10 protein-coding genes are annotated in these 14,193 nt (G+C 43.2%); all 10 read left to right on the top strand.

What is annotated here, in order from left to right:
* Positions 1-417 precede the first annotated feature (417 nt).
* Positions 418-2,112 (top strand): multicopper oxidase family protein, encoded by a 1,695-nt coding sequence (locus Q0541_RS19925; protein ID WP_298914048.1) that lies wholly within the window; start codon positions 418-420, stop codon positions 2,110-2,112.
* 376 nt (positions 2,113-2,488) lie between these two features.
* Positions 2,489-2,854: a Lin0512 family protein gene (locus Q0541_RS19920; RefSeq protein ID WP_298914073.1), complete on the top strand. Its 366-nt coding sequence runs from the start codon at positions 2,489-2,491 to the stop codon at positions 2,852-2,854.
* Between the two features lie 614 nt (positions 2,855-3,468).
* Positions 3,469-4,263: a DUF3598 family protein gene (locus Q0541_RS19915; RefSeq protein WP_298914046.1), complete on the top strand. Its 795-nt coding sequence runs from the start codon at positions 3,469-3,471 to the stop codon at positions 4,261-4,263.
* A gap of 282 nt (positions 4,264-4,545) precedes the next feature.
* Positions 4,546-6,474, top strand: a complete 1,929-nt coding sequence (locus Q0541_RS19910) for a S9 family peptidase (RefSeq protein WP_298914043.1) — start codon at positions 4,546-4,548, stop codon at positions 6,472-6,474.
* A gap of 170 nt (positions 6,475-6,644) precedes the next feature.
* Positions 6,645-7,517, top strand: coding sequence for an aldo/keto reductase family oxidoreductase (locus Q0541_RS19905; RefSeq protein ID WP_298914040.1), 873 nt, complete (start codon positions 6,645-6,647; stop codon positions 7,515-7,517).
* Positions 7,518-7,681: 164 nt separating this feature from the next.
* Positions 7,682-9,037: a Rieske 2Fe-2S domain-containing protein gene (locus tag Q0541_RS19900; protein ID WP_298914037.1), complete on the top strand. Its 1,356-nt coding sequence runs from the start codon at positions 7,682-7,684 to the stop codon at positions 9,035-9,037.
* A gap of 83 nt (positions 9,038-9,120) precedes the next feature.
* Positions 9,121-10,479, top strand: a complete 1,359-nt coding sequence (locus tag Q0541_RS19895) for a Rieske 2Fe-2S domain-containing protein (protein WP_298914034.1) — start codon at positions 9,121-9,123, stop codon at positions 10,477-10,479.
* A 466-nt stretch (positions 10,480-10,945) separates the two neighbouring features.
* Positions 10,946-11,284 carry a hypothetical protein gene (locus tag Q0541_RS19890; RefSeq protein ID WP_273765046.1) on the top strand — a complete coding sequence of 113 codons (339 nt, stop codon included), beginning with the start codon at positions 10,946-10,948 and terminating at the stop codon, positions 11,282-11,284.
* A gap of 561 nt (positions 11,285-11,845) precedes the next feature.
* Positions 11,846-12,385 (top strand): hypothetical protein, encoded by a 540-nt coding sequence (locus Q0541_RS19885; protein WP_298914028.1) that lies wholly within the window; start codon positions 11,846-11,848, stop codon positions 12,383-12,385.
* A 516-nt stretch (positions 12,386-12,901) separates the two neighbouring features.
* On the top strand, positions 12,902-14,086 hold the full coding sequence (locus Q0541_RS19880) for an AbrB family transcriptional regulator (RefSeq protein ID WP_298914026.1): 1,185 nt from the start codon (positions 12,902-12,904) through the stop codon (positions 14,084-14,086).
* Positions 14,087-14,193: the final 107 nt, after the last annotated feature.

Here is a 14,193-nt window from a genome sequence, read left to right as displayed (position 1 = left end):
ATTCCCTAAAAAAATCATGTATTGCAAAAAATAAATCATTTTTTTTTAGTTTCATTTAAGTTACGTATAACTTAAGTGAAATTCACGTAATTTTATTTAAGTACAGGTAAAATCATTCTTAGCAAAAAGGCAGGAGCAGCATTTTTTAATTGGATATCCACTAGTACCGCAAGGCGGAAGTCAAAAGTCAAAAGTCAAAAGTATTACGAAATAAACTCTTTAGGGTTTTTAAATCGTTGCCCTATTTATGCCGTGTTGTACTAACTTACTATCAATAAGAATTTTTGAAGGAGTAGATTAATTATGACTAGGAAGTTGTTGCTGAGTAAGTGGAGGCGAAACTTCAAACTGTATCTCCCCTTTGTCTTTATTGTAACACTACTGGCTGGAATCATATTTTCCAAATTGAGTTTAACTATGGCTGCTGATTCGCGGCTAGATCCAAGAACTCAACCGAAGTTCATCAATTCGCTGCCGTCTCTAAGGAGGATAGATGCTACAAAGGGTGGTCACTTCAATGTAGAGATGGGAGAAACTAAGCAATGGCTTGGACTATATAGCAGTCCTGGTGCAGATGGCATATATGGTACAAAGGATGATGCACGCTTGAATACAACAGTTTGGGGGTATGGCTTAAAAGGGCAAAAGGCTGTTACTTACCCAGGTTCCACATTCGTGACACGAAAAGACGTACCGATTGAAGTGCTGTGGGACAACAAACTACCAAAAACCGGACATCTTTTCCCAGTAGACAAGAGCATCATTACAAAATCGGTTGAAAACGCTCTCCAAAAAGGGCTTGTACCTACAGTGACGCATGTGCATGGAGGTCATACTGAGTGGACTAGCGACGGATATTCCGAAGCTTGGTTTACCCAAGATTTCTCACAAACCGGACCCAGTTGGGTTAAAAAGAACTATAGTTATGCAAATGACAATAAGCGGGCAGCGACACTTTTATATCACGACCACATTCTTAGTAACAATCGTTTAAGTCTATACGCTGGTCTTGCAGGCTTCTATTTACTGAGGGATAACAACGAAATTAATCTGATCAATCGCAATATTTTGCCCAGTGGTAACCACGAGAAAGAACTCATCATCCAGGATCGGGATTTCACTGCGAAAGGTCAGCTTTACTACCCACCTGGTTCAAATTATCCAGATACTTCCTATCCAAGTGTAGTGCCCAATTTCTATGGTGATTTCATCCTAGTAAATGGTATGGCATGGCCAAAGCTGGCGGTAGAACCGAGAAAGTACCGTTTACGTTTGGCAAACGCTTCAAATTCGCGCTTCTACAACCTGAATTTCAACGACTCAAAGGAAAAGTTTTACGAAATCGGCACTGAGCAAGGCTTATTAGAAAAACCAGTCGTACTTGAAAATTTAGTTCTTGCTCCAGGTGAACGCGCTGATGTGATTGTTGACTTCACTGGCGATTCGGGAAAAGAGTTCATCATCAGGAACTTTGATGATAAAGCCGATTCCGATCTTACAGGTCAGATAATGAAGATTGCAGTTGAGCAACCACTTTCAACTGTTCCAAATGCTACAGTCGATACTAATGAAAGTGATGGACTGACAACACGGTTGCTACCTGACAAGATTATACCTCCTGCTCAAACCGGACTGACTCGGCAACTGGTTCTTTTTGAGAATAAGGATGAATTCGGTCGCAAGCTGCTAGAGCAAGGTACATTGGCAGACGGCTCATTGCGCTATGACGAGCCAACTACTGAGAAACCAAAACTCGGCACAACTGAAGTTTGGGAATTATACAACACGACACAGGAGCCACACCCAATTCACTTGCACTTGGTTTCCTTCCTGATTCTAAATCGACAGAATTTTGCTGGCAGTGCAGTCCCAATTATTACAGGCCCTCGTAAGACTAAGTTATTTCTACAAAATGCTGGTCTAATCGGCAATCCTGAGCCTCCGCCACTTTATGAGAAAGGTTGGAAAGACACCGTAGTTGTTAACCCAGGTGAAGTTATTCGGATTATTGCCACCTTCGATAAACCGGGGTATTATCTCTGGCACTGTCACATCCTAGAACACGAAGACTTCGATATGATGCGACGCTTTCAAGTTATTGCAACTCCCTAGAACACTAATTCAGTAATCCTTAAAGAACCTCTCACAAATGCCCCTCCCCTACGAGGCTACGGGGTGTTTAGCTTCCCTTCTTTGTCTGTCCCTCTCCCAAGCTTGAGAGAGGGATTGCACATAAAACAATAGACATCTGTTGAAATTAATTATGTCTTGCCCGAAATCCTTGGTAGGTACAATTGATGAATTATGCCTACGTCATTTTCACGCTCTTGTTTAATGCCTGTCCCCTTCTTAGTTAGAAGTCAGGATTTAGGATAACTGTAGATTGAACTCTTGACTTCTTTAATGGTGTATTTCATTTATCGAGAATTCTGTATTGCTATCCAATAGAAAGATAAAGTGAAAGGTGCAGAATTTACCAGAGGTAGCAATGGTGCGTAAACGGTTGATTATTGAGATGGGCATGGGAATAGATCAGCATGGACAAGAACCGACAGTAGCAGCATCTAGGGCAGTACGGAATGCGATCGCTCACAATGCTTTACCTGGTGTTTGGGAGATTGCTGGTTTAAGTCATCCCAATGAAATGATTATAGAAGTTCAGGTAGCAGTACCATACCCAGAACAAGTTAGGGAAGAAGAGGTACTAGCTGTCCTACCATTTGGTCGGAAAAGTCTTACCGTAGAATCTGGGGGGATGATAGTTCAAGGGCGGGCTATTCCCGAACTCAACGATAAAAATGACGAAATGTTGATTGCGATCGCTGCTGTTACAGTTCTGATTGAAAATGAGTAACTGAGGTCAATACCTTACGCGATGTGCAACTTATTCTTAGAACTTTGCTTCCATTCCTCTCCCCCACTCCTGAAAGGCTTTGGTTTTTGCTCCCCAAGCCTTGTAGGGTTGGGGGTTAGGTTTGAGAGCAAGTCGTACATGGCGTAATATTCTTTATCTTCCAAATCTTGCAAAAACTCACGACTTTAAGAAAAAACTCACGACTTTAAGAAAAAAATCGTGATTTTAAGCAAAAAATTGTGATTTTAAGCAAAAAATCGTGATTTTAGTAACGACAGCTTCTAAATTCAGCGTGATAGCTCCTGAAATCGTGACAACTTGCTTAACAGCCAAGCATACGCTTGTCTTGGGCTGTTTCGGCAAAAAGTTAGACACACCTTTGTTTCTGGCAAAGGTATTGTAAGGTCATTCGATTTTGGATTTTGGATTTTGGATTTTGGATTGACTCCATGCATTAATGCACTTGCTCTGGATGATGAAATTTTTTGATTTCTCTACGACTCTTGTCGCTTGCTCTGGAACCTTTTTTTAGATTCTAGATTTTAATTTAATCCAAAATCTAAAATCTAAAATTGTCTCGGTCAAAGCTGCAACATTTACTTATACTTAAAAAAATGACGCATCTCCAAGAGCAACACTGGGAAAAATTATATGGATCCCTTCCCACAGAAGGCCAGTCTATGTATGGTATATGGACTTTTTACTCCCCAGAAAAAGAAGTGATCAAGTCTTCTCAAGGTATCAGAAATTTGCGTCCCAATGCCGATAAAACGGTAATTACTCACATAAATCAGTTCCCTTCACCAGACGGAAGTACGCTAGAAAAACAATGGCAAATTGAGAAGGAAATTTGTAATCAGCCTGATGGATTATTGCATCCAGCAGACCCATCTAAAAGGGGATTAGCTCTTGTTGATTATGGTTTCAGTGCTTGGGTTAAGAGAAAACTGGAATCGGGACGTAGTTTCTCAGTTGAGTTATTTTTAAAGCATAAAGATTGGAATACTAGCATAGCTAGTATCTATACAGAAAATGGAGATTTAGAGAAAATTCTATATGTGCGCGAACATTTAAATAGTTTTCCCAACAGCAGAACAAGCGAGGAAATAACCAGTCTCTCAGGAAGTTGGATTGGCACAAAAGAATCTATCACCTCTGATTTAAAAGTTTCAGATGCAGAAGAAATTCGCGAGATTATTTTAGACCCCACTAATGGGAAAAATGACACTTTTTACTTACCCGATGGTGTCGTTGTGAATATTCCTAAAAAGTTGCGTGTGGGAGAGGAGTTTGAGATAGTAGCCGGAAAACTGGTTGCCGAAAATGAGTATAAACGCCTCACTGCTAAATATGATCATTCAGGTGCATTTACATTGTTGATTTCGGAGACATTTCGGTTACAAAATTAGCAGTTACAGTTGAGTGATAATTACCAGCTTTTACATTTTTCTGACATATTTGGCGCTCCCAACTACGGAACTTCTATTTCACCAGGCAAGGAGCGATCGCCTGCGGTGGAGGTAGCCCATCGCAGGCGTTATGTTCACAAGTGCTGTCAAGCCTGCCAATCGCTTGTAGTAAAGGTTTGGGGCAGCTGCAATATAGTATTATAAATTAGTATAAGTGGGTGTGCCTGAGTTTTGCCTCTACACACAATGCATAATTCTTGGAAGCAGGGAGCAGAATAGAGCGTGATTAAACCAGAGGTAGTATCTTACGGATCTTGGCGATCGCCCATCACAACAGACTTAATTACCGCACGGACAATTGGGTTGGGACAAATTGCTCTCGATGGCGAAGATATTTACTGGAGCGAGCTGCGACCGTCAGAGCAAGGTAGAAATGTCGTAGTCCGCCGGAATGCAAATGGTGAAATTTCTGATATCACACCTACTCCCTTCAACGTGCGTACCCGTGTGCATGAATATGGTGGCAGTCCTTTTCTTGTGGTAGATGGCACTGTTTACTTTTCTAACTTTATTGACCAACGCCTATATCGTCAGGATACTGATACACAGCCGCAAGCCATCACCCCATCAGCAGCCACACGCTATGCAGATGGTATTTTTGACCGCCAACACAACCGAATTATTTGCGTGTACGAAGATCACACTGATACTCAAAATGAGGCGATCAATACTTTAGTCGGCGTGAAACTAGACGGACACAAAATCGAAGTATTAGTATCTGGAAATGACTTTTATGCTTCGCCTCGCCTCAGTCCCGATGGTTTACGATTAGCTTGGCTGACTTGGAACCATCCTAATATGCCTTGGGATAGCACTGAACTATGGGTTGGGGAATTAAAAGCAGATGGTAGTTTAGGAAATACTCAAAAAATTGCTGGCGATTTAGATGAATCTATCTTTCAACCAGAGTGGTCGCCGGATGGCAAATTGTATTTTGTTTCTGACCGTACAGGTTGGTGGAATATATATCGTTGGCAAGATCAAAATGTAGAAGCGCTAACTCAAATCAAAGCGGAGTTTGGTCAGCCGCAATGGAATTTTGGGATGTCTACTTATGCTTTTGAGTCTGCTAACCGGATTATTTGTACTTATACCCAGCAAGGTATTTGGTATTTAGCTAACCTTGACACAGTAACAGGTCAACTAGAACCAATAAATACGCCCTACACAGCTATTAGTTCTCTGCACGCCACCTCTAACCAGGTGGTTTTTCGCGGAAGTTCTCCAACTGAGTTGGCAGCTATTATCCGTCTGGATTTGACAACCAAAAAGCTGGAAGTACTACGGCGTTCCAGCGATGTAACTATTGATGCTGGTTATCTTTCTCTCCCTGAAGCCATTGAGTACGAAACAGCTGATGGCAAAACAGCACACGCCCTTTTCTACTCACCTCAAAACCTTGATTATACTGCTCCTGCGGGCGAAAAACCGCCTTTGATTGTCAACAGCCACGGTGGCCCCACCGCAGCAACTTCTAGTAGCCTCAGTTTTGGCGTTCAGTATTGGACTAGCCGAGGTATAGCGGTTCTGGATGTAAATTATGGTGGTAGTACAGGTTACGGGCGCGAGTATCGGCAACGACTGGATGGACAGTGGGGAATTGTAGATGTAGATGATTGTGTTTTTGGTGCGCGTTACTTGGTGGAACGGGGAGATGTAGACGGCGATCGCTTGGCAATTTCTGGTGGTAGTGCAGGTGGTTACACAACGCTTTGTGCCTTGACTTTCCGAGATACTTTTAAAGCAGGAGCCAGCTATTATGGTGTCAGCGACTTGGAAGCTTTAGTCCGGGATACACATAAATTTGAATCGCGGTACTTGGATCGTCTGGTTGGCCCTTATCCACAACAGCGCCAGATTTATCAACAGCGATCGCCAATTAACTTTAGCGATCGTCTAGCCTGTCCAGTGATTTTTTTCCAAGGATTAGAAGATCGAGTGGTTCCGCCCAACCAAACTGAAGCAATGGTTACAGCACTGCGAACTAAAGGTGTACCTGTGGCTTATCTTCCTTTTGAGGCTGAAGAACATGGCTTCCGCAAAGCCCCGAATATCAAACGTTCTTTGTCAGCAGAACTCTACTTTTACTCACGAATATTCGACTTTGAAATTGCTGAATCAGTCGAACCTGTAGTTATTGAAAACTTTTAGCTCCGTAGCCCGTGATCATCAGCGAAAGTGACACCTTGACCGCGCAATAAAGGTGCGAAATAATGGCTCTTGAAAGTATTACTATCGTTTTGCTTAGAAGACCAATTGCTGATGACATTGGAATAATTGATTTCTTCACAAACCAATAAACATCTAGGAGGAACAAAAACATGATTGCTCAAGTGAACCTTGGCGGTAGTTTCACGCTCGCAGGCACTTCTGTGACTCTGAAGCGGATAGGCTATGGTGCGATGCAGCTTGCTGGTTCAGGTGTTTGGGGACCGCCGCGCGACGTGGATGCTGCCGTTGCCGTTGTGCGCGAAGCGATCGCACTCGGAATCAATCACATCGACACCAGCGACTTCTACGGTCCGCACATCACCAACCAAATCATTCGGCAGGCGCTTCACCCCTACCCCGAAGGTCTGACGATTGTCACCAAGGTGGGCGCAGTGCGCGGCGCGGACGCATCGTGGAATCCAGCGCAGAGTCCGACCGAGCTTCGCCAAGCGGTGCACGACAACCTGAGCAACCTGGGCATTGACGTGATCGATGTCGTCAACCTGCGCCGATGGGGGGACAAACCGAACGAGGGGTCGATCGCAGAGCAATTCACTGCACTCGCCGAGATGCAGCAGCAGGGACTGATCCGGCACCTGGGACTTAGCAATGTGACGGCAGCGCAGGTCGAGGAAGCGCGCGCGATCGCGCCTGTGGTTTGTGTGCAAAACCAGTATAACCTCGCCCACCGCGACGACGAGGCGCTAGTCGGCGATCTAGCGGGGAAGGGCATCGCCTACGTGCCGTTCTTTCCGCTCGGCGGCTTCAACCCGCTTCAGTCGTCGACGCTGGACACGGTGGCGGCGTCGGTCAAAGCCACCAAGATGCAGGTTGCGCTGGCGTGGCTGTTGCAGCGATCTTCCAACATCTTGCTGATTCCGGGAACCTCATCGGTTGAGCATCTGCACGAGAATCTCAAAGCCGCAGATTTGCAACTTTCACCGCAAACAATTGCCGACCTGGACGCGATCGGCGGCGCTTAACTATGCCGACCGTACTCGTCTACGGTGCGGCCGGTGGGGCAGGGCTGTTCATGATGCAACTTGCGGTGCTGGATGGCATCAAAATCATCGGTACAGCCAGCACCAAAAACTTTGAGATGCTACGCGGTTACGGCGCATAAAATCAAAGAAATCGGGAGAAAAGTATGTCATTAGAAACAGAGACACTACAGGCTACACCACCAACTTCTACCTTTGAGACACCTGAAAAGAAGCAAGAATTTAACTGGAGGCAATGCTGGTATCCCGTTAGCTTTGTGCAAGACTTGCCTGCCAACCGCCCTTATAGCTTTTCCTTGTACGATGAACCCTTCGTTTTGTTCAAAGACCAAAATGGACAACTTATCTGTTTAACAGATCGTTGTCCCCATCGTGCAGCTAGACTTTCTGATGGACAAATTATTGACGGCAAAATTGAGTGCTTATATCACGGTTGGCAGTTTGGCAGTGATGGTCAATGTCTGCACATTCCCCAATTACCAACAGATGTAAAAATTCCGGTAAATGCTTGCGTATCATCCTTTAAAGTCTTAGAACGTCTAGGGATCATTTGGATGTGGGCAGGGGAAGCCGAAACAGCTATTGATGAGCTAATTCCATCTCTGCCTGATTTGGAAAAGCCGGATTGCTTCAACTTAGACTATGTACGTGATCTACCTTACGATCAAAGCTATTTTATTGAAAACGTTATTGACCCGGCTCATTTTCCAATCAGCCATGATGGCATCATAGGAAGTCGAAAAGATGCCCAACCCTTGGAACTAGAAGTCATTGACAGTAACATTCAGGGAATTAAGGGAAGGTGGCGGCAAACACAGACAGCCAATCTGCCTTGGATGTCATTAGATTTCATTGCTCCTAATTTGATTCTCTACAAATTACATTATGAACAGCCAGGTAAGTTTGGGGGCGTGGTCTTGTATTCAATTCCACTAAGTAAGGATAGATGTCGGATTCTCGTTAGAAATTATGGTAACATCTTTAGCCAAAAATTCCAGCTGATGCCTCCCTGGTTAGATCACATTTTGATCCGAAACAAAATCTTAGAAGGTGATTTGCAATTAGTCGTTGAACAAAAGGCCCAAATTGAGCGTTTGGGACAAAATCTCAAAGAAGTGTATTTACCACTAAAAACATCTGATCCTCTTGTGGTTGAGTATCGCAAGTGGCTAGATAAATTTGGGTCATCTTTGCCGTTTTATCAAGGTTATTCCACCTCAAAAAATGTCGGTAGTAGCGAGTGTGATCAAAAGTTGATCACGTTAAACCGATTCTCGCAACATACACTTATTTGTCATTCCTGCAATCAAGCTTATCAGGTGACAAATAGGCTCAAACAAAGTTGTATCGGAGTAGCGATCGCTCTAGCGGCTGTAGCAATACTTGCAGATGATTCTAGAATCAGAATAGCAGCAATATCGCTTTCTATAGCAGCAGTTGTAATGTCCGCTATGGCTCAGACACTCAAAACTCACTTTGAGCGTTCCTACACTCGTCACTAAAATAGGAACTGCAAATATTCTGTCTCTGGGACTAAAGATTTGCTAATCCAAAGGTATAAAATCATATAAACCTGGAGAAAACTATGTCATTAGAAACAAAGACACTACAGGCGACACCACCAACTTCTACCTTTGAGACACCTGAGGAAAAGCAAGAATTTAACTGGAGGCAATGCTGGTATCCTGTCACCTTTGTGCAAGACTTACCTGCCAACCGCCCTCATAGTTTTTCCTTGTACGATGAACCCTTCGTTTTGTTCAAAAACAAAGATGGACAATTTATCTGTTTAACAGATCGTTGTCCTCACCGTACAGCCAAACTTTCTGATGGACAAATTATTGACGGCAAAATTGAGTGCTTATACCACGGTTGGCAGTTTGGCAATAATGGTCAATGTCTCCACATTCCCCAGTTACCAACCGATGCAAAAATTCCAGTCAATGCTTGCGTACCATCCTTTAAAGTTGTGGAACGCCAAGGCATGATTTGGGTGTGGGCTGGCGAAAAAGAAACTGCTGTTGATGAAATTATCCCAATTCTGCCAGATTTAGACAAGCCAGAATTCGTGTGTGCAGACTTTATATTGGATCTGCCTTATGACCAAACATATCTAGTAGAGAACGTCATAGATCCTGCCCATGTTGCTATTAGCCATCATGCCACCAGGGGTGGTAGTAATCGGAAAAATGCCCAACCGCTAGAAATGGAAGTACTAGAGAGTTCGGCTCAAGGGATTCGAGGCAGGTGGCGGGGAACTAACAAATCAAATGAAGCCTGGAAGTATATTGATTTTGTTGCTCCAAGTCTTGTGCTGAACACTGCTTATATTGAAGAACGAGGCTGGACATTTGGACTAGCTTTGTATTCGATTCCTTTAGGTAAAGGGCGATGCCGTCTTTTAGCTAGAGGTTATCGTAATTTCATGACATGGGGAGTCAAGCTGAGGCCCCGCTGGCTCGATCACTTGAATACCAACAAAATATTGGAGCAGGATTTGCCTCTGAGCGTGGGACAACAGTCAGAAATTGAGCGCTTGGGAAGAAGTCTCAAAGAACTATATTTGCCGCTGAAAACATCTGACCAATTAGTGATTGAATACCGCAAGTGGCTAGATAAATTTGGGTCATCTTTGCCTTTTTATCACGGCTATTCCACATGGAAAAATGTTGAGAATAGTGAGTTAAATTCAAAGCCAATTTTGCTAGACAGGTTCTCGCGACACACACTTATTTGTAATTCTTGCAATCGAGCTTATCAGGTGACAAATAGGCTAAAACAAAGCTGTATAGGAGTAGCGATCGCTCTAGCGGCTGTAGCGATACTTGCAGATGATTCTAGAATCCGAATAGTTGCATTATCGGTTTCTATAGCAGCAGTTGTAATGTCCGCTATGGCTCAGACACTCAAAACTCACTTTGAGCGTTCCTACACTCGTCACTAAAATAGGAACTAGTACCGCAAGGCGGAAGTCAAAAGTCACTTGTACTGAGCGTAGCCGTAAAGCCTGCGGCATAGCTACGCCCTAAGCGCCAGCCTCTCGTAGAGAAGTAAAAGTACAAAAGAAATACAGCGTAAATGTTTCGTAGATTTGAAATGGGTTGTTTATTTCCGCCGCGCTGTACTAGGGACTGGGGATTGGGGACTGGAATCAGAATTCTTCCCAATACTTAAGGGACTGACAAAAAATAAATTATCCAAAATTATTTGTACATTTGTAGGGGATCTTCGCCTTGCGCCCCTACTTGCGCCCCGGAGATGGGATGTTTTTTTAACTGGAAGTCCCTAATCCCTAATCTATAATCTTAGTCGTGATGAATTTAGCGGCTCTGCGCTAAAGTAAAAATATTGGGATAAAAATCTCTGGCAGTAAGTTCAATACACCACTAATCTTTACCACTGCGGCGATCATGTCTCAAGAGTATAACGAGTCACTCCAAATTCAGGAGATCACCAAACTCAAACCGAAACACTTTGCTGATTTAGTCAGATCAGCACAATTGATTTTTGACCCCACAGCGGGAGTTTCAGGAAGAAGTGTCACAGTTGACTGGGAAGAATTTGGAATTCCCCATCATGTAGCGGACAATCTCAAATCACTTGGTCAGCAGTACCAATATGCATCTCCTCACATCCCTGTTGAAGTTATTTGGAGTAAATTAACTCCAGAAACTCGTATTTGGTTCGTTGAAAATAAAGATAGGTTGTGGCAGCTTGAAGAAGCTTTCCCAGCCCTTGACGAAGATTAAACAGCTGAACCATTGGAATTGGTGTTTAGACTAAGAAAGGACAAAACAACCCAGCAGTGTTAAGTTAACGATCTCAAAATGTACATAGTTACAAGTAGAAGACTTAAGCTGATTTTGAGGCTTATTTCTTTCGTTTAATAGTTAATCATTTGTTGGGGATTGGATGTAGATAATCAGTAAAGTTGTCATCGTTTAAGCAGGTGTATTTTGGAAATATGCCTGCTTAAATTTTTTTTAGTACCATTGAGTTTTTTAATTTCTGCTGTCAGTTCGCAGGTTATCCGTGAGTCCGGCGGATTAATTTGCTCAGGTATAGATGCAGGTGTAAAAATTGGTGTATATTTTTACAATTCCTCAATAAATCGATAGATAAGTTTCTAACTTGATTTGCGGATCTTTTATTGGAGATGTACATGCACCTGAACCGCGTGAACTGCTATTTTTTCGCTTGAACGTGAATTATGTTGTCAACCACCTAATGACAGTTGTTACTGAGAATAATTAGTTCTAAAGTCAACCTTGAGTTAATCAGTTGATGTATTTATTAACAGATGTTTGAAAATGAAAACTCGTAATGCTTTTGTTAAATTAACGATTTGTCTACTGTTAGCACTCACAACTACTTTCTTGGTGAATATACACCAAGTCTCAGCTCAACCCATAACGGATTGTAGCAAACTTGTGACAGGCACATATATCACCACAACAAAATCTGATGAATTCGGTTTATTTCGTGGGATTTTAACGTTCACCCAAGATGGCAATATTGTTTCCGTTAGCTCAAACCAAGCTGCTCCCTCTCCTTTAGACCAAAGTGGTGTTCCCTCTGTCCAACCCTTTGGTACCACACAGGGCAGTTGGAAGTGTACCTCAGACACAAAGATTACCGCCACGACATTCACCTTCTGGTATCCAACAGCAACATTACCCGGCCTAATTGCCAGAAACGATGTTCGTATGACATTTGATCCGAAAAATGGGATAGTGCAAGGAACATCAACACTGAGGTCGTTCTCACTCAACGCAAATCCGCTCAATGATCAAGCCCCGGTAGGAGGGACGTTCAGTTTCACGGGGCAACGTGTAATACTCGGACAATAGACCTCTTGTAAAAGTCAAAAAATCAGGAATGTCATTTTGAGCGGGGCGCAGTGGAGAGAAGAATCTCACTACTCTGTTTAGCTGTGCTCAATATGACAATTTAAGCATTTATGCAAGAGGTCTAATAAATCGATCCAAAGTAGCAGCAGTTTTGTACTGGGGGAAGTTGTGGCGAGCTTGCCCTTACCTTGTGTGAGGGTTTTGAGAAGGGGATAAAAACAGGCGTTGCTGAATCAAAAGATGAATTAGGCGATCGCAGTTTTTTGGGTTCATCTAACAAAATCGCATTGCTCCCATTTGAACGTGAGTTCGACGGGTAATATGATGTTCGCCTAATTAGTCCAATAAAAACCTCTTTCTAGTTTTACTACGTAAAAGCAGGGAGAGGGACTGACTTGAACTAAAGTTTAAGTCAGAGAGAGGTTTGTCGAACTTACGTTAAATTAAGAATTGGGTTTATTGTGCGATCGCATTAGCTTCAGTACATAAGTTAAATTAATAAAAAAGCTTGTATCGATGAATCAAAGTGTAAGTGTTGCTCCCAACCTGGAAGAACACACTCATGAAAATCCTGTTATTACCAAACAACAGCTATTTGCCAGGCAACTAATTGTCCTTGTCTTGGAAATGCTTCTGGCATTACCTTTGGGTTTACTGCTGGCAAAGTTTCAAATTGGCAGAATTGCCTGGATATTTGGTGGGATTGCTGCTGGTACATTGGTTCTTCAAGGGTGTCGAATTTTCTATCAATATTCCCCCCAACCTAACCGCACTGCTAGAAAAGTGGGAATGGCACTTGTAGGCTTAACTGTTGGCGCTTCCAGTGCCCACGGTAATCTAGCTAGTGTTGTTTCTGATATTCCGATATTTATTTTTCTTACCTTGTTTCTGCTGCTGAGTGGAAGCTGTATTGGTTATATTTACTCCCGCCTCAGCAAAACCAACTTAATGACAGCTATGCTGGCTACAGTTCCTGGCGGTGTCGGAATTATGGCAGCGATCGCCGCCGATTACAATAAAAATGTTACCTTAGTTGCCCTGGTTCAGGCGATTCGCGTCACCTTAGTAGTTGTTCTGATTCCCTTCATCGCTAAGACATCTGTTGGTAATTACTATCCCCAAACACTCCCGATCAAAGGTGCTTGGCTCAATTTTGACCCATCTCAACTAGAATTACTTTTGTTAGTACTGCTAATCACTGGATTGGTAGTTTATCCCGCTATATTATTTAAAATTCCCGCTGGCGATTTTTTTGGTGCATTGTTAATTGGTATCGGGTTTAATCCTTTGCTACATTGGCTGCCTTTCGTGGGTGATATTAGCTTTAGTCCGCCGCCTTTAATTAACTTATTGGGTCAAATGCTTCTGGGAATTACTATTGGTGAGTATTGGGGAGACAAACCCAACTTTACAAAGCAGACTGTCAGCTATGCCTTGATGTCTGTGGGGATGACCCTTGTGGCCGGAGCGATCGCTGCTATACTTGCAATGCAATTAACCTCTTGGGACTGGTTAACCTGTCTCTTAGTCACAGCACCAGGAGGATCAGCAGAAATGATCTTGGTTTCCCTGGCATTAAATCATAATGTTGAAATTGTCACAACTGGTCATTTAGTGCGACTGATTGCGATTAACAGTTCTTTACCACTTTGGGTGTTTTTGTTTCGCCGTTTGGATGAGCAAGTTTCAAAGCCAGTTTAATTGATGAAGGCAAGGGGCAGAGAGGCAGGGAAGGCATACAACTCTTGGAGACGCTGGCGCTTAGGGCGTAGCTATGCCGCAGGCTTTACGGCTACGCTCAGGACAAG

This window comes from uncultured Nostoc sp. (genome assembly GCF_937863485.1).
Lineage (GTDB): Bacteria > Cyanobacteriota > Cyanobacteriia > Cyanobacteriales > Nostocaceae > Nostoc.
Note: the sequence above shows the minus strand (reverse complement) of the source record. Positions and strands in the feature narration are given on the sequence as shown.